Origin of the sequence: Nocardia gamkensis NBRC 108242, from assembly GCF_001612985.1 — a bacterium.
GTDB lineage: Bacteria > Actinomycetota > Actinomycetes > Mycobacteriales > Mycobacteriaceae > Nocardia > Nocardia gamkensis.
In genome coordinates, this window is sequence record NZ_BDBM01000080.1 from 1 (window position 1) to 21,878 (window position 21,878).

General features: G+C 66.4%; 19 protein-coding genes and 1 pseudogene. 13 read left to right on the forward strand and 7 right to left on the reverse strand.

Annotated features, from left to right (window positions below; all coding sequences use genetic code 11):
* Nucleotides 1–175 precede the first annotated feature (175 nt).
* Nucleotides 176–793 carry a TetR family transcriptional regulator gene (locus NG1_RS33465; RefSeq protein WP_062977666.1) on the reverse strand — a complete coding sequence of 206 codons (618 nt, stop codon included), beginning with the start codon at nt 791–793 and terminating at the stop codon, nt 176–178.
* Between the two features lie 122 nt (nt 794–915).
* On the opposite strand from NG1_RS33465, the gene NG1_RS33470 reads away from it, so the two are divergent.
* From NG1_RS33470 to NG1_RS33500, 6 genes and pseudogenes are all read left to right on the forward strand, one after another.
* Nucleotides 916–2,085, forward strand: a complete 1,170-nt coding sequence (locus NG1_RS33470; protein ID WP_062977668.1) for an aromatic ring-hydroxylating oxygenase subunit alpha — start codon at nt 916–918, stop codon at nt 2,083–2,085.
* 33 nt (nt 2,086–2,118) lie between these two features.
* A pseudogene (locus NG1_RS36175) lies at nt 2,119–2,536 on the forward strand (transposase); the annotation flags it as partial.
* A gap of 50 nt (nt 2,537–2,586) precedes the next feature.
* Nucleotides 2,587–2,985 carry a GNAT family N-acetyltransferase gene (locus NG1_RS33480; RefSeq protein ID WP_062977674.1) on the forward strand — a complete coding sequence of 133 codons (399 nt, stop codon included), beginning with the start codon at nt 2,587–2,589 and terminating at the stop codon, nt 2,983–2,985.
* A gap of 1,017 nt (nt 2,986–4,002) precedes the next feature.
* A complete protein-coding gene (locus NG1_RS33490; RefSeq protein ID WP_062977677.1) occupies nt 4,003–4,575 on the forward strand; it encodes a TetR/AcrR family transcriptional regulator in 573 nt (190 codons plus the stop codon).
* A gap of 387 nt (nt 4,576–4,962) precedes the next feature.
* Nucleotides 4,963–5,439, forward strand: coding sequence for a hypothetical protein (locus NG1_RS33495; protein WP_062977679.1), 477 nt, complete (start codon nt 4,963–4,965; stop codon nt 5,437–5,439).
* Nucleotides 5,440–5,630: 191 nt separating this feature from the next.
* Nucleotides 5,631–6,029, forward strand: a complete 399-nt coding sequence (locus NG1_RS33500; protein ID WP_062977682.1) for a PPOX class F420-dependent oxidoreductase — start codon at nt 5,631–5,633, stop codon at nt 6,027–6,029.
* A 388-nt stretch (nt 6,030–6,417) separates the two neighbouring features.
* Here NG1_RS33500 and NG1_RS33505 read toward each other — a convergent pair whose 3' ends face one another.
* From NG1_RS33505 to NG1_RS33515, 3 genes are all read right to left on the reverse strand, one after another.
* The gene (locus tag NG1_RS33505) at nt 6,418–7,548 is read right to left on the reverse strand and encodes a lipase family protein (protein WP_168434169.1); all 1,131 of its coding nucleotides are present in this window, start codon (nt 7,546–7,548) and stop codon (nt 6,418–6,420) included.
* Nucleotides 7,549–8,045: 497 nt separating this feature from the next.
* Nucleotides 8,046–8,804, reverse strand: coding sequence for a cupin domain-containing protein (locus NG1_RS33510; protein WP_062977686.1), 759 nt, complete (start codon nt 8,802–8,804; stop codon nt 8,046–8,048).
* 491 nt (nt 8,805–9,295) lie between these two features.
* Nucleotides 9,296–9,526, reverse strand: a complete 231-nt coding sequence (locus tag NG1_RS33515) for a DUF6400 family protein (protein ID WP_062977688.1) — start codon at nt 9,524–9,526, stop codon at nt 9,296–9,298.
* Nucleotides 9,527–9,809: 283 nt separating this feature from the next.
* On the opposite strand from NG1_RS33515, the gene NG1_RS33520 reads away from it, so the two are divergent.
* Complete coding sequence (locus tag NG1_RS33520; protein WP_157114397.1) at nt 9,810–11,012, forward strand: hypothetical protein; 1,203 nt, start codon at nt 9,810–9,812, stop codon at nt 11,010–11,012.
* Between the two features lie 833 nt (nt 11,013–11,845).
* Here the strand turns inward: NG1_RS33520 and NG1_RS33525 are convergent.
* The gene (locus NG1_RS33525; protein WP_062977692.1) at nt 11,846–12,157 is read right to left on the reverse strand and encodes a hypothetical protein; all 312 of its coding nucleotides are present in this window, start codon (nt 12,155–12,157) and stop codon (nt 11,846–11,848) included.
* Nucleotides 12,158–13,002: 845 nt separating this feature from the next.
* Between NG1_RS33525 and NG1_RS33530 the strand changes: the two genes are divergently transcribed.
* The 4 genes from NG1_RS33530 (at nt 13,003) to NG1_RS33545 (ending at nt 18,223) form a co-directional block, all read left to right on the forward strand.
* Complete coding sequence (locus NG1_RS33530) at nt 13,003–13,566, forward strand: hypothetical protein (protein ID WP_062977705.1); 564 nt, start codon at nt 13,003–13,005, stop codon at nt 13,564–13,566.
* A 133-nt stretch (nt 13,567–13,699) separates the two neighbouring features.
* On the forward strand, nt 13,700–15,034 hold the full coding sequence (locus NG1_RS33535) for a lipase family protein (RefSeq protein WP_157114398.1): 1,335 nt from the start codon (nt 13,700–13,702) through the stop codon (nt 15,032–15,034).
* A 182-nt stretch (nt 15,035–15,216) separates the two neighbouring features.
* Complete coding sequence (locus NG1_RS33540) at nt 15,217–16,803, forward strand: GMC oxidoreductase (protein WP_062977696.1); 1,587 nt, start codon at nt 15,217–15,219, stop codon at nt 16,801–16,803.
* A gap of 49 nt (nt 16,804–16,852) precedes the next feature.
* The gene (locus NG1_RS33545) at nt 16,853–18,223 is read left to right on the forward strand and encodes a GDSL-type esterase/lipase family protein (RefSeq protein ID WP_245660163.1); all 1,371 of its coding nucleotides are present in this window, start codon (nt 16,853–16,855) and stop codon (nt 18,221–18,223) included.
* A gap of 152 nt (nt 18,224–18,375) precedes the next feature.
* Here the strand turns inward: NG1_RS33545 and NG1_RS33550 are convergent, their stop codons facing one another.
* Both NG1_RS33550 and NG1_RS33555 read right to left on the reverse strand, forming a co-directional pair.
* Nucleotides 18,376–19,011: a carboxymuconolactone decarboxylase family protein gene (locus NG1_RS33550; protein WP_062977700.1), complete on the reverse strand. Its 636-nt coding sequence runs from the start codon at nt 19,009–19,011 to the stop codon at nt 18,376–18,378.
* 85 nt (nt 19,012–19,096) lie between these two features.
* On the reverse strand, nt 19,097–19,720 hold the full coding sequence (locus NG1_RS33555; RefSeq protein ID WP_062977707.1) for a TetR/AcrR family transcriptional regulator: 624 nt from the start codon (nt 19,718–19,720) through the stop codon (nt 19,097–19,099).
* A gap of 81 nt (nt 19,721–19,801) precedes the next feature.
* Here NG1_RS33555 and NG1_RS33560 point away from each other — a divergent pair, with 81 nt between their 5' ends.
* The gene (locus NG1_RS33560) at nt 19,802–20,977 is read left to right on the forward strand and encodes a ferredoxin--NADP reductase (RefSeq protein WP_245660164.1); all 1,176 of its coding nucleotides are present in this window, start codon (nt 19,802–19,804) and stop codon (nt 20,975–20,977) included.
* An 11-nt stretch (nt 20,978–20,988) separates the two neighbouring features.
* Nucleotides 20,989–21,756, forward strand: coding sequence for an SDR family NAD(P)-dependent oxidoreductase (locus NG1_RS33565; protein WP_062977703.1), 768 nt, complete (start codon nt 20,989–20,991; stop codon nt 21,754–21,756).
* The last annotated feature ends 122 nt before the right edge of the window (nt 21,757–21,878 follow it).

Below are 21,878 nucleotides of genomic sequence, written 5' to 3' on the forward strand. Positions count from 1 at the left end.
GGGGCACCAGCGTTCGCTGATCCGTCCACATGCGGATTGTCTCTGTGATCATTGGGGACATTCTCGTGGTACGGCCGGACGATGTTGAGGTCCGGCGGTGTGTCGGAGAACCGATCGGTTGATGGACCGGGAATGGTGTATGTCGTTTCCGTGGAGGGGCTTACAGAGTAAGGCGCTACCCGGGAGCGGTATTGGTCGGGGTGCCGATGAGGGCGGGGGCGATCCAGGTGGTGAGGTAGTTGCGCAGCGTGATGCCGGAGCGGGGCGGCCGGCCGGGGTCGATGACGAAGGACTGGACGATGCGCAGCATGTGCTCGACGAGTTCATCCAGCCGAGTGCCGGTGATGCCGGCCCGATCCCAGTCGACGGCCATGCGTTCGAGGACGGCGCGGCCGAAGGCCAGTGCGGTGTCGGAAGTGACGCCGGCGGAGAAGGTTCCGGCGCGGCCGGGGGTGAGCAGGAACCCGAGGTAACGGTCCTGAGGCAGCTTTTCGAGGGTGTAGGCGATGCCTTCGACCACGGCTTCGGCGGGGTCGGTGATGTGCTGCAGGTGTGCGGCGAGGATGTCGAGGAACTTCCCCGTTTCGGCGAGTGCGGTGGCGGCCAGCAGCGCGTCGGCGTTGGCGAAGTACCGGTAGACGGTCTGGCGGGTCACGCCGAGATCCCGGGCGATCTCGGCCATCGTGAACTCTGCACCGCTGCGCTCGATCGCCGCGCGCGCGGCGGCCAGGATGCGGTCGACTGCTTCGCCATCGTCGGCCGGGGTGGTTCCCGACCAGCCGTGCGTGCGCATCGTGCCCCTCCCTCGTGGCTCAACATCTCGGCTGACCATAGCGCGCGCCGACCGGTCACGGCCCCGGGATGTTCCCGCGAAACATGACCATACAGATACATAAATATGTATGGTCATGTTCTATGACGACATACACCGGGCCCTCCGCCGGCCTGACCGATGACCTGACCCGCCGCGCGCTGCGGCTGGTGCTCGACCGCACCACCGAAATGGCCGACGCGCCGTTGCGGGTGCCGCTGCACTACTACCGGGATCCGAAGATCACCGAAGTGGAAGAGTCTCAGATCCTGCGGCGTACACCGCTGATGATCGTGCCCTCGGCGCGCATTCCCGAGCCGAACGACTATGTGGTGCGGACCGTGCTCGGTGATTCGCTGCTGGTCACCCGCGACCGCGGCGGAGTCGCGCACGTGCTGTTGAACTACTGCCGCCACCGCGGCGCCCAGCCGGCCTGCGGATCCGGTAACGCCACTCGTTTCACCTGCCCATATCACGCCTGGACCTACCGCAACACCGGCGAGTTGGCCGGGGTGCCGGGTAAGGAGGGCTTCACCGGGATGGACCGCGGCGACTACGGGCTGGTCGAGCTGCCCAGCCAGGAGCGGCACGGGTTCGTCTGGGCGGTACTCACCGCGGATGCCGCGATCGATATAGACGCCCACCTCGGCCCGATGGGCGAGGAACTGGCGCAGTTGGATTACGCCTCCTACGGCTACCACGACGAGCGCGAGTTCGTGTCCGAGGTCAGCTGGAAAGGTGCACTGGAAGCTTTCGCCGAGAGTTATCACTTCCCGTTCGTCCACGGCCAGAGCGTGATCGGCCAGAACACCGTCGCCAACACCTCCACCCACGATGTCTTCGGCCGCCACCACCGGATGGGGTTCCCGTTCAACTGGATCACCGCGCTGGATGCCGACCCCACCGGCTCCTGGGACCCGATGATGAACATGGGCGTCATCTACTGGGTCTATCCGAATCTGATCCTCGCCAACAGCCCCGTGGGCGTGGAGATCCTGGACATGCTGCCCGCCGGGGCCCCGACCCGCTGCACCGTCCGCCACAGCTGGATGGCCGAAATCCCCGCCACCACCGACGAACAGCGCGCCGTCTACGACGACATCTACAACCAGGTCCACGCCGCGGTCCGTGACGAGGACTTCGCCATGCTGCCCCAGTGCGGTGAGGGTGTGCGCCGAGGCCAACACGACCACATGATCATCGGCCGCAACGAGATCGGCGTGCAGCACATGATCAAGACCTTCGCCGCCGAACTCGGCGTCGCGCTGGCCTGAACCGACCACACCGCCCGCGGGGTGCGGGTTCTGGTCGATCGCATGCTCGATGACCACCCCCTTTCAAGGTCCTGACCTCGATGCCGGGCCTCGTAGTCAGGACCGGCACCCGCATCCTGCTCGAGGTCGGCGACGGCTCGGCCTTCGCTTCGGCCGGCCACCTCGCCTCCTACGCAGGAATCGCCCCGTCACCCACCGATCCGGCAGCTCCATCCGCGGCGAATCACCAGCTCGATCAGGCAACCACAAACCTGAACGCGCCCTGTTCCTGTCCGCCTTCGCCGCCCTGCACGCCCCGGCAAGCCGCACCTACTGCGACCGCAAGCGCGGCGAGGGCAAGAAACACAACGCCGCCCTCATCTGCCTGGCCCGACGCCGCTGCGACGTCCTCTACGCCATGCTCAAAACCGAACAGCCCCACCGAAATCTGCTGGTCCCAGCATCGACGTGATGCCACGATCACGTGACATCGCGTCATGACGACCGCTGAGAGGACGCCGCATGATCGCGGATCTCCGCATCCGTTTCGCTGTCGACGATGAGGCACTCTCGCGGCTGCACACCGACGCATTCGGCGGTGACCACGTGCCGAGCCCTTGGAAGGCACGCCTGGAACGGCACAGCAGATCGTGGGTCGGCGCGTTCGTCGGCGATCAGCTTGTCGGATTCGTGCACGCAGTCTGGGACGGAGGTCGGCATGCGTTCCTCCTCGACACCATGGTCGCCCCCGACTTCCAGTATCAGCGCATCGGAACCAGCCTGGTCGCGGCTCTTATCAGCGACCTTCGCGAACTCGGTATCGAGTGGCTCCACGTCGACTACGAACCACACCTCGACAGCTTCTATCGCGACACCTGCGGGTTCCGAACCACCGACGCCGGCCTACTCCGACTGAACTGACACCGAACGCCACGACGGCGCAACCAACCACGACCGATCCAGCTCGACCAACACCATAGGGACACCCCAGCCCCGGGTCGCGGGGGCACCGCTGTTCAGCCCGGCTGGGAGTTGTGCTGGTGGGCCGACGCGACTCGCTACTGGATCGACGCCGGCCAGCCGATCCCAAAGGCGAAGCCATCGACACCACCGTGACCCTGTGCTGGCACGGAATTTTCCGCGCGTCCAGCGAATGCGTGCTCATAGCTGATGCCGGAGCGACCGGGCTGCTCCGGTGACACAGCAGCCGCGCCCTGAGTCGCCGATACTGGTGGCGTGCCTATCGACAACTGCCCCGACTGTGGACGGGTGCTCGACGAACACGACCGGCACCACCTGTTCAGGCTGCCAGAACCGGTGTTGCGCGTGTCCCAGCCGGTGCCCGCGCGGGACGTGTGGATGAGTGGCTCGGATATGGGCAATTCGGAGTTGCTTCAAGTGCGGCAGGTCGGAACCGTTCGCGCGCGCGACGCTTCCGGTCGCGCTGACCGGCGGTTATCGGGTTACTTTCGGGGTCTGGCTCCTGGTCCATCCCGCCGAATTTCGGTCGATCTGCGAAGCTTGGTGGGGTGCGGGCTATTCCCGGCTGCGCATCGAAGGCTATCTGGCGAACGAGATTCCGGCGTGGGGGATGCTGGGATCGCCGGTCGAGGCGATCGTGAAAGATCCCGCGCGACTGCCGGTTTGCGTAGCGTCGACGGATTCGCTCCTGGCTCGGGTGTTGCACGAGCAGTGGTCGCATGAAGTGGTGTTGGGTTCGATCCACTGAACCACGGGCAGTCCTGGTTCCGTCACGCACGCGAGGTGGCTGACGACGCTGTGCGTTCGGCTTCGATCCGTCAAGGGCTGCATTGTCATCAACACCGCTTCGATCGGCGCGATGGTCGACCCGGCGCGCTGTGGCCGAGGCCGTCATTCTGTGCTGATGAAACATAGATCTAGTGACACTAGATGGTATAGCAGTGCTAAAATCTGCCTATGACGACCCAGACGCGGCGAGAACGGGAACGCGCCGAACGGCACCGGCTGATCATCGACACGGCTCGGGAGTTGGCCGAGTCGCAGGGCTGGGACGCGGTGACCGTGCGCAGGCTGGCGGAACGGATCGAATACAGCCAGCCTGTGCTGTATTCGCACTTCGCGGGCAAGGACGAGATCGTCACGGCGGTCGCCGAGGGAGGCATCGCGGAGATGGCCGCGTGGAGCCGCGCGGCGTTGGAGTCCGCGGGCGGCGAGCCGCGCGCAGCGTTGGCGGCGGTGGCGCGGGCCTATCTCGACTTCGCGACCGAGCGGCCCGCGCTCTACGACGCGATGTTCCTGATGAAGGTGAACCTCGCGTTCGGCGAGAATGCCTCGCAGCCGCTGCGGGACGCGTTCGCCGTCATGTTCGCCGCCTTCTCGCCGTTCGCGGGCGACCATGATCCGGAGACCTTCACCGAGGTCGGCTGGAGCACCCTGCACGGCCTGGCGACCCTGGACCGCGGTGGACGTCTGCGGCCGGCTCAGCGGGAGGCCCGCCTAGCGGTGTTGCTCGACCAATGGACCCGATAGGCCTCTGCCGAGGTCAGGGCTCCCCAGCCGCTGGCGCCGCTGGTCGACCGCATCGGCGCGGACGCTGTCGCCACCAGCGCCGCCGCCGTCCCGGACTCCATCCGTGAACACCATCGGGCCGCCGCCGCGCAGCAGTGTCGCTGTCGGCCTGATAGCGCAGTAGGCCGTCGCCTCGCGTAGTTCGTGAGGGCGCACCGAGCTATGCCCTGACGGCTTCATAGGCAGCGCCGTCCTCCGCGGCGTGCATGAGCCGGAAATGACACTGCTGATGCAGCGTGCAGGAGCGGGCGCGCGGCCTGAAAGCTAGCAAAGCTAGACAACGTAGCGGACGAATGCTACCGTAGCTCCAGTTCCTAGCGATGCTAGAAATTCGGAAGGGAAGTCGAAATGCTCATTCTCACCGGCCAGGCCATCGCCGCCGCCGCCGTTCTCTCCAACGCCATCGTCTATGGCACCGATGTCAGCGTGGCCGTGATCACCCGGTCCGTGTACCGCAAGCTCGATGACGCGGCCGTGACGGTGAGTGCGGGCTGGGGTCACTACTACGGCGACAAGCGCATGCCGGTTGTCGGTGTGGTCGGTGTGGTCAGCGCCGTGCTCACGCTGCTGATCGCACTGGTGACCGGGCAGATCGGCGCCGCTATCGCGGCCGGGATCACGGTGGCGGCACTGTTCACCTGGCTCGCCTTCTACGTCCGTATCGCCAAGCCGATCAATTCCCAGCAGACCGCCGCTGCGCGGAGCGGCATCATCCCGGCCAATGCCCGTGCGCTGCAGGACAAGTGGGACAGCATTCTGAAGTACCGGGTCACCCTGCAGTTCATCGCCATCGCCGGACTGTGCGCCGCGTTGATTCTCTTCTGATCTCAGAACACGGGGTAGGCGGTGTCGCGCGGAGTAGGTGGTCGGCGCACCAGTAGGAAGCTCGTCGTCGCCGTCCCGCTGACGCACGACGCGCGGGACGCGGCAGGCAACAGCTCGAGCTTCCTCCACCCGACAACGTCCGGCTGATCGCCGGGCACACCGGATATCGAATTCACCAAGGAGTAACGGACATGACCTTCACCATCAATGAACAGCAGTTCCTCGCCGAGGCCGGGATCGGTCGGCTGGCCACGGTGTCGCCCGACGGCGTTGTGCAGAACAACCCGACCAGCTATCGGGTGAACGCCGACGGCACAATCGACATCGGGGGAATGGGGATGCGTGCCAGTCGAAAGTACCGCAATGTCGAGGCGGGCAGCCGGGTGTCGTTCGTGATCGACCAACAGGTTTCCTTGGAGCCATACGTGATCCGCGGCATCGAGGTACGTGGCACGGCCGAGGCGCTCGATGACGAGGAGCCGCCGTTCCCACCCCAGGAACGCGCGGTCATCCGCATTCACCCCGAACGGATCATCTCCTGGGGCATCGACGGCGGATCCTTCGACTTCACCAGCCGCAGCGCCGAATAGTCGGGCACCATGGTGATCCCACACGCGGAAGGCCGTCACCGACCGTCCGATAGTGAGCGGAATGGACCGCGTCGGTGAGTGAGACCGGGCACCACGACATCGGTTACGCCGGGCCTGCGCTACGGGAGTGGGGATCTGATTGATTTCGACGCGACCACCTATCCGAGCCGTTCGTCCTGGCCCTCATCGTCGAATGGCTCGAATCATCGGGAGACACCACCTGGTCGTGGCGGCCGACTTCGGAGGCCGACGCTGGACCTCGGCGACTGACCTGTTGCCGCCCAGCTGCCCGCCGGAATCGACCGCCACGTCCTGCCCCGGTAGAGCGCATTCGCGCTCTACCGGATCAAAGCTCGCGTGTCACCGAGTGCGTGGCCGGGGCGTCAGTTCATGCGGAGGTGGGGTCGAACTCGGCGGTGACGCGGTCCACGAATTTCTTGGCTTCGGGGCTGTCGTGGTCGGTGGGCAGCTCCACGGGCCGTCCGTTGATCGGGACGGTCACCGGCCGACGGTTCGCCAGTACCTTTCCGGCACCGTCGCCGCCCGGTAGACCGGCTGCGGCCAGGAGGCGGCCCATCACGGTGTCGGCGCCGACCGGCGGCAGGGCTACCACGCCCTGCGGCCACTGCACGCCTTCGATTTCGAAGAAGTCATGGTAGCCACCTATGTGCTGGAAACCCACCTGGTTCCAGTACAAATCGTCTGGCGTCGAGCCTTGCGTTTGATTTATCTCATTGTTGAACGTGCCTTGGAACACGCCGCTGCTGGGTTCGAAGTGCGCATATCGACCCGACACGGACGCCTGCGCCTCGAGCAAGTCGAACACTACCTCCATACCACCGGGAGCAGGCCGGTTGTTCTTGGAGTAGAGAGCCTTGGCGCCATCGATGTCGGGCGGGTTCCACATGTGCGGGACGATGTCGAGGTCGTTGGCGTAGCGCTGCACTCGTTGCAGGCGTTGGGTGGTGTAGTCGACGAATTCCTGATTGCAGAAACTCGGTCCGGCGGTCGAGAGCACGCCGATTTTGGCTTTTTCGGAATTGTCCCATAGCCACTGGGTGTCGCGCAGGAACAGGGCCAGCGTGAGTGACAGTGCACCGCCGAGGCTGTGGCCGGTGACGGTCAGGTCGATCGCCTTGTCGCCGAGCGTGCTCAGGAACTCGGGCAAGGTGTGACCGGCGCCGGGACGTCGGCCGGAGGGTCTGATATTGATGAGGGTTTTCACCCCGATGGCCGTGCCGATCGTGTGCATGGCCGCACTATTCGCGAACCACGGCGTCTGGAGAATGAAGGAGTCCTCGACGAGCCAGTCGAACACCAGTGCGTCGGTGCTGCCGGCCATGGCGAGCACATACCGGGAGCGATCCTCGGTGCTTCGCACCATGTACAGGGCGTTGACCGCGTACAAGTCGGTGTCGAACAGCGCGACTCCTGGGCCCCAGACGATCTCCCACCCTCCGATGACTCCCCGGTTGGTGTCGAGATACTGCTGAATCTTCTGAGAGAGCGTGCCCTCCAAGTCGTTGTCTTCTTTGCTGATGCTGTTGACCAGATTCGCGTACTCGCACAGCTGATACGCGATCTTGTCCTGCAGATTCGGTTCATTGATCGTCGTGGATTGTGCAGTCATGTACCGCTCCTTACCGTATGAGTTTCATCCGAAACAGAGAGGAGAAAGCGGTGACGCGAATTCACACGCCGCGTCCGCATCGGGGACAGAACATCCCGGACCGGTAGCTGCGTATACGATCCTAGACGATCCAGCACACATGCGGGCGAATAACCTGCCTGTCCAGAATTCAACGAAACTCCATGACTCGGCACGGCCGACGGCTGCTCGGAGGTCATTGCCGATCGTGCGACCGTTGCGGGCGCGCGATGCCTGGGATCCTTTTCCCTGGCGGCGTGGCGCCCCAGTTCTGCGACGCCTGTGGGCGGGCCGACGAAGCGACCATCACCCGGTCCGGTGGCCGGGCCGTCCTTCGCGCAACCCTCCCGGCTGCGTGCCGGGAGGGTTCATCGAGTACTGCAATTGCAACCCTCAGTTGCAGACCCGCAGCGCATCGGCCTTGTTGTCACCGTCGCCTCCTGCAGGCTCCGCACCGAAAGTCCCACTGCCTCTGCGATGTCGGTGACGGTGAGCATTTCGTGCGCATGGTCGGTGATGAGTTGTTCGGCCAGGCGGATGGGACGCGGCGTCGACTTTCCGGGGACGCCGTCGAGCAGGAGTTCCGAGTAACTGTTCGGCTGGGCCAGCAGGAATTGCGACATCATCAGCTGCTCGATCTGCGGCCGCAGCCGCGGATCCAGGAACAGGCCGGGGCCTTCGGCGTCGGTCTGCAGTATGCGCAGCGATTCGAACCAGGTCCGGGCGGCCGGTGACCGCAATTGCATGGCGATGGCCATCCGCAGCGGACGATCCGGCGGCCGGCCCAGCATCCGCCGCAGATGGTCGTCCAACGCGGCACGGCCGTATCGGACGAGGAGTTGCCTGCTGCTCTCGTGCCAGTTCATGTCCAGGGGCGCGTCCGGGTCCGGAACCGAGGCCACCGCCGGGTCGGAGGCAATATCCGCGGTCCCGTTGAGTACCCGGGCCCACCCGGCCAGCGGTATCTGAACCAGGCGGAAGGTTTCGATGGGTTCGGTTCGGATCCGAACCTGAACCCCGTAATGCTTGTAGACCAGGCCGATATCGCCGTACCGGACGACATTGCAGCTGGCCTCCATGGTAGAGGCGCCCGGGTCGAGCCGGTGCTCACGCAGGATGCCGCTCATCCCCGCCCGGGCTACCTCGGGGTCAGCGGTGCGAAATAGCGATGCCCGGACAGCGGTTCAACGAACATTCCGACTGCCCTCCAAGCAGCAGGCGCCACGCGAACGGGCCTGATCAGTGGATGTCGAAGGTATTGTCCGTCGACACCTGCGGGCACGCAGCAGGTTTCGCATTCCGCAGTGCGTCTTGTTGACCCTTCACCGGCGTCGGGAATTCCCAGCCGGGCTCGGTGTCGGCCGAATGTACTGCCGGACCGCGTGCGGCTGTCCACCATGCCGACAACGGAGCGTGGACGCACGCTCCAGGAGATCGGAACCAGGGGGTGTCGGTGGTGTTCCAATTCCCGGTCGCTGAGACAGTTTCCCCGCCCGCGTATATCGGTGGGCGGTCGTTTCGGGATGCAGGCCGTCCGGTCGGACAGGCAGTGGAAGACGCGTACGAATCAGCAGCCGGAGGTAACACAACGAACCGTAGTTTGTGCTCGGCGGCGAGATCAGTGGGCGGTATCGCGCGTCGTCCGATCGGGCAGGATCCCGGATCGGACGAGTTCCTCGTAGATTCGCTGCTGCTCGTCATCGAGATTCGAGTACAGCATGTCGTACGCCAGGTCTTCCTCGGCGAGCACCGCGACTGGATCCCAGTCGTCCTCCAGTGCCGCGAGGACGGCGCTGCGCCGACGTGCCTCGTCCAGCGTGAGGTCGTAGGCAAAATTGTGGTCGGTCATTCGGGATCTCCAACGAGGTTCTTTCCGAAACGAATTGCTGACAATGCCCAACCGTGCCTTTCTAGGGCAATGGCCTGCATCACATTCCATGGCCGGACTTCGTCACATTTGATGCCGATGCGCGTACTCGACCCCGGCGTAGCCGTCTGACCTGCATATTCGAGCGGCGCAGAGTGGCAGGGGACGGGTTCTGATAGATTCCGGCCGCATGGGGTACAAGCGCGGCTGCGCACGGGTCTCTGCGGCCGGCCGGAACCCAGAATCACTGAGGACCGTTCTGAGCGTGATGTATGTCGCCGTCGCGGCTCTGCTCACCTTGGTGTTATTCGTCCCGCAGGTGCGGCTGTATCGGGATGAGCAGCCGCGTGCCGATGTCATCGCTCAATTGCGGTTTCTTCGTGCGGAATTGGGGTCGGGGCTCGGGGAGGAGATGCAGGGCATGTTCCCCGAGGGTTATTTCTTTTCCCACGTCTTGTACGGGTTGGCGTGGGCTGATATCGCCCGTGGCGACACGACGTATCGGGACGAGGCGCTTCGGGAGGCACGCTGGGCGCTGGAGCGATTGGGATCGGCATCGGCACGGGCGGTTTTCGATGCGCGGCTGCGCCCGGCATACGGGGTCTTCTATGTCGGATGGTCCAGCCGGTTGCGTGGGGACGTGATCGAACTCGCCGGTGCCGGCGCACCGGAGACGGCGCAATTCATCGCGGATTGCGAGGGACTCGCGGTCGCTTTCGGTATGGACGGGCCGTTCCTCGCGGCGTATCCGGGTCAGGCTTGGCCGGTCGACAGTGTGGTGGCCGTGTCCGCGTTGAGGTTGCACGACCGCATCCTCGGACCGCGTTTCGAACCGGTGATCGCCGAATGGCTCACCGCGGCTCGCTCGCGCCTGGACCCGGCGACCGGTCTACTGCCGCACCAGACGACTCCCGTGATGGAGGGTGCGCGCGGCTCGTCACAATCGATGATCCAGCGGTTCCTGCCCGAGATAGACCCCGCGTGGGCCGGACAGCAGTACAGCACATTCCGCCGACTCTTCATCGATACCCCACTCGGCCTGCCAGGAGTGCGGGAGTACCCGCACGGCCGCAGCGGCGCGGGCGATGTGGATTCCGGGCCACTCATTCTCGGTATCAGCGCGTCGGCCACCGTGGTCGCCATCGGTGCGGCCCGAATACACGGCGATCGCTCCCTCTCCGGTCCACTCACCGGCCTCGGTGAAAGCCTGGGCGTACCGATCACTTTCGGCAACTCCAAACGCTACGCCTTCGGTGCCCTCCCCATCGGTGACGCCTTCCTGGCCTGGGCTTTCGCCGTGCCGCTCGCCACCACCGCGACATCGTTCCCGCCGGTGGTCCAATGGTGGTGGCGGGTAGCCTGGCACGCGCTCACGCTGACGGTCCTCACCCTGCTCTGGTTCCCGATAGTCCGCGGACTCGTTCGGCACGTGCGCGCGGGCCAGCGCAGCACCGCTGCCATCCGCTAGTCGCCGGCCTGATCCGAGCGGTGATCCGGACACACGAGTAGCGCATCCTTCGGAGAGTACGAGTTCGCGTCATGCCGCGGTCCGCTATGCCCCGGCCCTTCGCGCACCACCCGGGCTCGGACGACTCCGGGCCGTCCGGTGGCTGATCCGGGCCGTCCGGTGGCTGAGATGACTCCACTGCCGGCCGCAGCGCCCGTCAGCACGGTGGGGCCGGACCATCAGATGCGGTCCGAGTCCTGATGGCCGGTTGTGAGGTCGATGAGTTTCGTGGAGGCGGCTCGGCAGTGACCGCAGGCTCGTGTGCGGTGAACCGGCGGGCACCGATAGTCGGATCGATGCTGTCAACGGTCGTTCTGTGGTTGGGAGACTTGCAGGCCGAGCAGTGCGATTGCCGGGCTGTTCACATCGAAACTGTCGGCTGACACCGGCCTGACGAAATGTCACGGCTCTGGCACGGTGTTCGGGCTGGTCGTGGTGCCGGCGGAATGAAGTGGGGTGCCGGTGGGCCATCACGGCGATCGTCCGGTCGGCCCTGGCGCCGGTCCATCGTGTCCGCGGTTCCGGTAGCGAGTGGATTCGAGTTCGCCCACAGGTCCCGCAGCTGGTGTTCGAGGAAGCCTCGCGCTCATCGCGTGAAGGCGCTATGTCCTTGGCGGGCAAATGTAATCGCCGAGGTTCATCCGCCGTGGCTACGCTGGCACATCGAATGAATATTCAAAATCTGGCAAATACACTGCAATGATGCGTGCATCGCTGATGCGCAGCGTGGCGGTGAGAAGAAATGCCGGTCCCGAGCGGTGGCTCGGAGGAAGTGGTGATCTACCGGGACCGGATCAGGCGGCGGGCGGGGGCTGGTTCAGGTCCCGGACGCCGGTGATCGCATCGATGATGTTGACGATCGCGGAGGTGCCGCCGTCGAGTGCCGAGCTGCCGGAGTCGAGCATGGCGGAACCGGAGGACGAACCGGCGGAACCGGTGGACGAGCCGCCGTCGGCCGAACCCGAGGCGGAACCGGTGGCAGCGGAACCGGTGGCAGCGGAGCCGGCGGCGCCGGCACCGGCGGCGGAAGCCACCGCGACCGGGCCGAAGAGCAGGGCGGCGGCGGAGATGCTGCTGGCGGCGATCAGAGCCTTGCGAGAGAACATGTACGAAGCTTCCTTTCACAGTTGGATAACGACGCCATATGGCGTGCACCAGCAACGTTAGGAAAAAGAGATCTATAAATCCACTTCTCTTATTGTGGGGATAATCACCGTTAATAGTTGGCTAACGATATATTGTGCCGAGGTAACACCATTTGATCTTCACTTCGTATGCAAATTCATGATCAAATCGGTCGATTTCTTTCACGGTGTCGCGTATCGCCGTGCGGCGGAGCCGATCCCGTAGTGGGGGAGTCCTGATCCCGGCTCGGCGCAACCGGGCTGTCGGCTGCCCCGCGCCCCGACACCACGCTCATTCCCCGCGGCGCGCGCAACGCTCCACGCCCGCCCGACGACCCCGTGCCTCCCGCCCCGCGGCGTGATCCGCTGGAGACCGCTGAGCCCCCGCCGATCGGGCCGTTGTCCATCCCCACTCCCTACGGCGGCACCTCCGCCCCTGTCGCGGTCCCGCGATGACCCACAGCACGGCGAGCCGAGTACGCCGAACTCCTCGAGGCGATCGACGGCGCTCCCGGTCGCCCGGAAGGACGCGGGCCACCGCGACCAAGTTTCCGATCCGCCGAGAGTAACTGTGTTACTGTGCGGGGGTTCGCACCGTGATGGACGTCATCTTCGCGATCTGGATCACTCGGGACGGCAAGTCGCGGTGGTGGAGTTCTGGGGAGTCATTTGATGTATCGACAACGTCTCGTCGGAAGCGCGAGCACGGACCGGTCGGATCGCGGCAGTCGTGGCCGTGGCGTCGGCTGGGTGGGAATCGATCGTCGCGAGGCGGCAACCGGCGTGGCCGGCTCGCTGTGCGCACCACCCGAGCCGAGGGGGCGATGATGCGGAGGTATCGCCTCGACGTGGTCGCGAGCAGCGTTGCCGATGCCGTCGAGCATGCCGGTGGCTGGCTGTTCGATCGTGCGGCGGCGGGCTGGAATGTGACAGTGCTCGTCGCGGACATGTCGGATACCCGGCCGCTGCGCATCCTGGGCGCGAAAGTGGTGCCACTCGAGTCCGCGCTCGCCCCGTCGGGGGAGTGGCGTCGGCCGGACGCGCTGGCTGCCGGTGCGAACATCTGCGCAGACGATCGCCGCGCGCGCCGGGGCTTGCTCGAGGCGTTGGACGACGGCGGTGTGGAAGTGGTCGTGTGGGGTGAGGGGTGGCCGTCCCTATCCGGACATCGGGTCGATCCGGTCCTGCACCGATTGAGTATCGCCGCGCGTGCGTTCAAAGCGCAGGCATTGCATGCCGCGACGATCACCGGGGCCGCGGTCGGCGCGATCGAGGTGTTCCGTAGTGGGTTGTCGGCCGTGGCTCCGGTCGGGGGCGACCTCAGCCCGGTCGGCCGCCCGAGCCGACCTACGCGGACCGATTTCTCGCCGGCCTCCGGGGGATGGCGATGACGCGATTCCAACTTTCGAGTAACCGTGTTACCGTTCCGTAGGTTGCAGGCTGTGACGTAGTTCATGTCAATCGGCTATTGCGACGCAGGACACCCGGCGACGGTGCCGGGTGGAGTTCACGGAGAGTTGATCGATGCAACGACAGCATGGGCGTTCCCGATGGGGTGGGCGCTGGGCCGCTCCGGTGGCGGTGGTGGTGGCCGCGGTGTGCGTCACCGTGGTGACCGTGGTGGGAGTCGACACGCGGGAGGCGGCGGCCGCGCCGGTCGGAGATTTCTACCTTCCGCCCGCGCAGATCCCGTCGGAACGAGGCGCGATCATCAAGACCGCGCCGATGCCGCTGTTCGCGACGCCGCCCACGGACAAGGGGTGGCCGGGCAAGGCGCAGCACGTCATGTACACCTCACGGTTGCAGGACGGGTCTCCGGTGGCGGTGTCCGGGACGTTCATCGATGCGACGGGACCGTGGCAGGGGCCGGGTCCGCGTCCGACGGTGGTGATCGGTCCGGGTACGTCGGGGCAGGGTGATCGCTGTGCGATGTCGGTGGCGTTCTCCACCGGGTTGACGGTGTTCGCCGATCCTTCGCCGAGTTTGTCGGCGAATCAGGAACTTCCGGCTTCGGTGGTGTGGAGCGAGTTGGGTGCGCGAGTGCTGGTGACCGACTACATCGGTCTGGGCACGCCTGGTATCCACACCTACGCCAACCGGATCGAGCAGGCGCATGCCGTGCTCGACGGTGTGCGCGCGGCCCACAATCTGGCGGGTGTGGGGCCGGAGACGCCGGTGGTGCTCTGGGGGTACTCGCAAGGTGGCGGTGCGACCGCGGCGGCGGCGGAGATGCAACCGGACTACGCGCCGGAATTGAATCTCAAGGGCACCTGGGCGGGTGGGCCGGTCGCGGATCTGGCCGCGATCCTGGCGCGCATCGACGGCGCCCTCATCGGCGGCGCCATCGGGTTCGCGATCAACGGCCTGCTCGCGCGCTACCCCGAACTGAACAAGGCCGTCGACCGGGTGACCAGTCCCGCCGGGCGCGCCATACTGGAAACGCTCAGCGATGCATGCATCGGCGACATCATCACGCGCCATCCCTTCCTGAAGACCAGTTCGCTGACCCTCGACGGCCGCTCGCTCAGCGAGCATCTGGCGGGCATCCCGGAGGCGGCCCCCGCGTTGGCCGAACTGCGCGTCGGAAACCTGACCCCGGCGTCGCCGGTGTTGATCACCAGCGGTTTGAACGACGACACCGTCCCCTACGGTCAAGCGCGTCAGCTGGCCGAGGATTGGTGTGCGAAGGGCGCTACGGTGACTTTCCGCACGAATGATCTGCCGCCGATCCTTCCAGGGACCACTATCCCGAATCATTTCGGGCCGGAGATGATCGACGGATTCGGCCCTGACAACGCGGTCACCTATCTGCTCGATCGCCTCGCGGACAAGCCTGTCACCGGCTGCACTTTCGACTGACCCCATCGCGCCGGGCTCGAATCGGCGCTGACCGAGATCTCCGACCGTCCGAGCCGGCCGCACCCGGCTTGCGGTGGAGATCGCCTTGCCACGCGCACACCACCTGATCCGGCGGTCGGAAGCCCGGCTCGCACGACGCTCAGGACTTGGTTCGACATGTATTTGCCACCGAAGGATCTGTAATGACAGCAATTTCGCGCCGGTCACTGTTGACCGGTATCGCCGCCACCGGTGCCGCTGCCTTGGCCGTCCGCGCACCCGTCCCTGCCGCCGCGCAGGTGAACAATGTGGCGCTGACCCACGAGGAACACCGTGTGGTGGTGGTCGGCTCCGGTTTCGGTGGCGGAGTCAGTGCCTTGCGCTTGGCGCAAGCGGGTGTGCGCGTGACCGTGCTCGAGCGCGGTATGCGCTGGCCCACCGGGCCGAATGCCGAAACGTTCCCTCGTGCTTCCTCGCCGGACAAGCGATTGCTGTGGTACCGCTCCAGTCCGAATCTCTTCGGGCGGCCGATGGTGTTCGAGCCCTACACCGGCTTGGTCGAAGCGGTGCCGGGAGTGAACATGACCGCCCTGTGCGCGTCGGGCGTCGGCGGCGGTTCTCTCGTCTACCAGGGGATGTCGCTGCGTCCCCGGCAGGAGGTGTTCGATACCCACTTCCCGCCGGAACTGGACTTCGCACTGATGAACAAGGTGCACTACCCGCGGGTGGCCCGGATGCTGGGTCTGGCGGAGGCCCCCGACGAGCTGATCGCCAGTGAGAACTATCGGGCGGCACGCGTATTCGCGGACCGGGTCCGGCGGGCGGGGATGCCGTTGTCGAAGATCCCGATGCCCATCGACTGGGATTTCGCGCTGGCCGAGCTGCGCGGGGAGATGAAACCGTCCTACACCAACGGTGACGGCGCGATGGGCGTCAACAACGGCGGCAAGCATTCGGTCGATGTCACCTATATCGCCGCCGCCGAGGCCACCGGTCTGGTGCGGGTGGAACCCCTGCACGAGGTCACCGACGTCGAACGGGCAGCCGACGGCCGGTGGATCGTGCATGTGCAGCGCCTGGATACCACCGGTGCGGTGGTCGAGAACAAGGTGCTCACCACCGGCGCGTTGATCTTGGCGGCGGGCAGTCTCAACACCACCCGTCTGCTGGTGCGCGCGGGCGCCAAGGGGCTCATCCGCGATCTTCCGGACGGGTTGGGTCAGGGCTGGGGCACCAACGCGGACCGCATCTACGTCTGGACCGATCCCTCGGCCGATTTCGGTGCTCCCCAGGGCGGGCCAGTGGTCTACGGCAGCGAGAACTGGAGCGATCCGCATACCGCCCACACGGTGATCCAGGCATCCATTCCGCCTTTGTCGCTGGACCCTCGCAGCACCATGATGGTCGGTTACGGCGTCAGCGACGGACGCGGCACGTTCACCTACGATTCCGCACGCGACGACGCGATCCTGCACTGGCCCACCGACGGTGACAGCTACATCCAGGACAATCACATCGGCCCCGCCGTCCACCGGATCGCCGGACCCGACGGCATGCTGCTCGACACCAATGCCCTGTTCCCCTCGACCTGGCATCCCCTGGGTGGGGCGGGAATGGGCGTGGTCTGCGACCTCGACGGCCGCGTGCACGACCAACCGGGGCTCTACGTCCTCGACGGAGCGTTGATGCCGGGCAACACCGCGGCGTGCAACCCGTCGATGACCATCGCCGCGGTCGCCGAACGCGCCATGGACAATATCGTCGCCAGCGACATCGGCACCCGGATCTGACGCGCGAGCTTCCCTCGACGGAGCGGTGATCATCGTGAAATCTTCTGCAATGGCTCGTGTGACTTCGGCCGAGATACTTCCCGGCAGGCGAATCCGGCGGCGCACCCGCATGTGCGGGGCGGCGCTGGTCGCTGTCGTCCTGCTCGCGGCCGGAGCCGCGGCGGTCGCGGCGGATACCGCGACAGCTCGGGCGCAACCTCCCGAGTGTCGCGGGGAGCATTTCGTGGCGTCGTGGACGGCCAGCCCCACCGATTCGGTGACCCCCCTCGACGCGGCCGGAGGGCCGATTCCGGTCGCGGTCGACGATCAGAGTTTCCGGATGGTCATCACTCCGCACCTGGGTGGATCGAGACTGCGTGTGCATCTGACCAACCGGTTCGGGCTGACGCCGGTCACATTCGAACGAGTGAGCATCGCCGACCAGGTATCCGGCGCGGCGGTGGCGAACGCGGTGCCGGTGCTGTTCGGCGGGCAGGCAGCGATCACCTTGCCTGCCGGAGCCGATGTCGTCAGCGACCCGGTGTCGTTCGGAGTCTCGGCGTTCGCCCCATTGGCGGTCAGCATCTATGTTCCCGATTCGGCGGGGCCGCCGACCAAGCACTGGAACGCCAACGCCACCTCGTTCTACTCTCCCGCCGGTAGCGGTGATCTCACCGGGCGGCCAGGCGCCGACGGATTCGGCTCCACCACCGGTTCCTGGTTGTATGTCGCCGCTCTGGACGTTCTCGCACCCTCCGATACCCGTGCGGTGGTGGCGTTCGGTGACTCCATCACCGACGGCTTCGTGGGAGCGACCGCTTTGAGCGTGCCGGTGGATCGCGCGGTCGCCGACACCAACGGGCGCTATCCCGACGTGCTGCAACGCCGTCTGGACGCCGCGGGCATTCCGATCTCGGTGGTCAACGCCGGAATCGGCAGCAATCGTGTGCTCACCAGCGGCGAGCCGCTTCTGCTCGGCCCCAGCGGGCTGGCGCGCTTCGAGCGCGACGCGCTCGCTCAGTCCGGTGTCAGCGGGGTTCTCGTCCAAGAAGGCATCAACGATCTCGGTCTGCCGCCGCCCGCCGGAGCCGCCCAGATGATCGCAGGCTACGAGAAACTCATCACCACCGCACACGGGCACGGCAAGAAGATCTGGCTGGGCACACTGCTTCCCGCCTCCGACGCCCTCGTCGACGGTGTACTTCTGGCACCCCGCAGCGAGACCGACCGGCAGCAGATCAACGCCTGGATACGCACCCAGAACCTCGCCGACGGCGTCGTCGACTTCGACGCCGCTCTGCGTGACCCCGCAAACCCGTCCGTCCTGCGAAATGACTACGCCAGTCCGGATCGCCTGCATCCCAGCCTCGCCGGCTACCGTGCGATGGCCGAGACGGTCGACCTGGCTGTACTCGGCAACTCTCCATCACCCGCCTGCTGACGAGCCTCCGCTACCGACCGGCTACGGCTCGCGGAAGTGTCGGTGCGCGGTCATCGTGGCCGAGCTGGTAGGGCGCGCGGCGTAGTCGGCGAGTCGGCGGGCTCTTCGGCCGTCGCGATAGCGAGGGATGCGGCGCATGGCCGAGCCGTGTATCACGCCGAGGGAGAACGGTTCTCGTCGTCGCGAGCGTCGAACTCCAGCTCGGCGGAAAGGGGTTCGGCATCCGGGTCGGACTGTAGATCGGCGCTGTTGAAGACCATGGCCAAGCACAGGTAGGAGCCGGTGACGAACATGAGCTCCATCAGCTGCCGGGTGTCGAAGTGCGTACCGAGCTCCGTCCAGGTGTCGCCGTCGATGCGGTGCCGGTCCAGCAACTGGTCGGCGGCGGTCAGCAGCAGCCGCTCCGGTCGGGTCCAGAGTTCGGCGCCCGGATCCTGCCGTACCGCGGCGATCTGTGTGGGGGACAGGCCCGTTCGCAGACCGATGCGCACGTGCTGTTCCCATTCGTAGCGCGAACGGCTGCGCCAGGCCACACGGAGGATGACCAGTTCACGACAGCGCGGGTCCAGGGTGCAGCGCTCGAGGAGCAGGCTGTTGTAGGTGAGCCACGCGGCGGCCAGCTCGGGATGGTGCCCGAGCACTCCGAGCACGTTGGGCAGGGGAGGGGCGTCGGGGGCGCCGGACAGGTAGCGGTCGGCCATCGTCAGCCGTCCGCGCAGCATCTCGCGGGCCTGCTCGTCCCACAGGTGGATCGGCAGCGGCGGCAGCCGGGGCTCGGATGGTGTCATGCCGCCGGTCGTTCCCGGCGGAGGTGAACGGTCGTGATGCTGTGCACCCGCACAGCGTAAGCGTGCTCGCGGGCCGCGAACAAGGTCAGGATCGGCTGCTTCCTGCGGCGCGCGTCTTTCCGGGGCTGCGTTCGCCTTCCACGCTGCGTAGGAAGTTCTCGATCAAGGCGATCGTCTCGGTGTGTCCGGTGTCGATGTCGAAGGACTCCTCCATGCGCAGGAATCGCGAGATGCTGGACATCAGCATGACGAGAGTGGTGGGCGTCCACATGGGCGCGACGTCGGGGTAGCCGCGCAGGATGTCGCCGACCGCCTCGAGTTGCAGGAGCCGGAATCGCCGTGAGGACTGGGCGATCTCGGCCCTGATCGTCTTGCGGTGATTGGCCATCGAGACGAATTCCATGGTGAGCGCGGTCTGCGACTGATCATGGATGGCCTCCCACAGCGCCCACAGCGGCTGGGCGGCCTCGAGGGCCTCGCGCTGGCGCTGGTAGCTGCGGTCGGCCCCGCGACGGAACAACTCGACGAACAGGTTGTCCATGGTGTCGTAGTGGTAGTAGACCAGCCCCGGGTTGACTCCCGCCCTGGCGGCGAGGCGGCGTGAGCTGACGGCGGCATAGCCCTCCTCGAGCATGATCTGCTCGGCCGCGTCGAGCAGTGCGCCGCGGGTGGCCGCACTGTGGGCCCTGCTCGCCCGTTCCACCTTCATCGCCTGCCGCCTCCCTTCGCTGTCGCCGCCCGGCTCCGAGAACCGGCGGCGGTCCGCGGTCGCACGCCGCCGCTCGATCATATGGCCGACGAGGTCTGTCAAGCCTTGACATCGTGCCTCGGTCGACCTTATAAATTTAACCAGCCGATCAAATTAACTGTTCGATCAAACTTCTCGGGCCGGGACTTCCCGGCGAACCGAATGGAGAACGCGGTGCCGATTCCAGCGGAGGAAGCCGCGCTCCGGCCTGGCATCCGGACGCACCCGGTGCGCGTGGCCGACGTGCGCACCGAGACCGCCGACGCCCGCTCGTTCGTCCTCGACATCCCGCCGCGGCTCGCGGACAGGTACGCGTACCGGGCCGGGCAGTTCCTCACTCTGCGGGTGCGGATCGGTGCGCAGGTCCATCACCGGTCCTACTCGATGTCCTCCTCACCGGTGACCGACCCGCACCCGCAGATCACCGTCAAGCGGATACCGCGGGGACTGGTGTCGACCTGGCTCACCGAACAGGTGCGGCCCGGCGACACAATGGACGTCACGGTCCCGATGGGCGCGTTCGTCCTGCCCGACTCCGAGCGCGACATCGTCGCCTTCGCGGCGGGAAGCGGTGTCACTCCGGTGTTCTCGATCGTGAAGACGGCACTGGCCACCACCACGCGCCGGGTGCGCCTCTTCTACGCCAACCGCGATCGCGATTCGATCATCTTCCGGACCGGCCTGGCCGATCTTGTCGCGCGCTACCCCGGTCGGCTGACCGTCGTCCACCACATCGACGCGGAATCGGGTCTGCTCACGGCCGGGCGGATCAGCGAAACACTCTCCGGCGCAAGTGATCACGAGTACTTCCTGTGTGGTCCGGCGCCCTTCATGGATGTCGTTCGCTCCGGCCTGTCGCAGGGCGGTGTTCCGGACGAGCGGGTGCACCTCGAACGCTTCACCCCCGGTGAAGCAGCCGCTCCCGAGGACTCGGCCGGCGGCGAGCCCGCGCGGGTCACCATCCGCTGCGGACACCGGACCGCCGGCGGCGAGCACCGCGGCGGTACCACCGTCCTGCAGGCGGCGCGGGCACTGGGCCTGCGCCCGCCCTCGTCGTGTGAGACGGGCAGCTGCGCGACCTGCATCGCACGAGTGGTCGAAGGCAGTGCGGTGATGCGCAACAACGAGGTGCTCACCGCGGAGGAAATCGCCGACGGCTGGGTGCTCACCTGCCAGGCCGTCCCGACCGGCCCGCTGCTGCGGGTCGACTACGACTAGGAGCGCCACCGATGTCACTCCCGCACACCTCCGAGAAACCGGCCGGGCGGACCGCCGTAGTCACCGGCGGAGCCTCCGGCATGGGCCTGGCGATCTGCCGCCGCCTCGCCGCCGGTGGCGACCGGGTGGCGATCCTCGACCTCGACGGCGCCGAGCGCGCCGCCGAGGAGATCCGTGAGACCGGCGGCACGGCAACAGGTTTCGCGGTAGACGTCACCGATCGCGCCGCCGTCGAAGCCGCCCTGACCGCCACCCGCACGGCCTTCGGCCCGGTTGGCGTCCTCGTCACCAGCGCCGGATTGGTGGCTTTCGAGCCGTTCACCGATATCTCCCTGGAATCGTGGAATCGCGTCGTCGAGGTCAATCTCACCGGCACGTTCCACTGCGTGCAGGCCGTCGTCCCGGACATGCTGGCCCGGAAGTGGGGGCGGATCGTGACCATCTCCTCGTCGAGCGCCCAGCGTGGCTCGCCGGGGATGGTGCATTACACCGCCGCCAAAGGCGCCGTGATCGCGATGACCAAGGGGCTCGCCCGCGAATACGCCGCGCGCGGCATCACGGTGAACACGATCCCGCCGTCGGGTATCGACACCCCGATGTCGCGCGGTTCGCAGGCGGCCGGGCACCTGCCGGACAACGCGACCATGGCGAACGCGATCCCGGTCGGCTTCCTCGGCACCGGTGACGACATCGCCGCCGCGTGCGCGTTCCTGTGCTCCGAGGACGCCCGCTACATCACCGGGCAGGTGGTCGGCGTCAACGGCGGCACCGTCATCTGACCCGTCCCTCACCGCAGAAGTGGAGTACCACGATGACCGATTGGCCCAAGCCCACCGCGGGTAGCTGGACCCGACACTATCCGGACCTGGGCACCGGCCCGATCTCGTTCGAGGATTCGGTG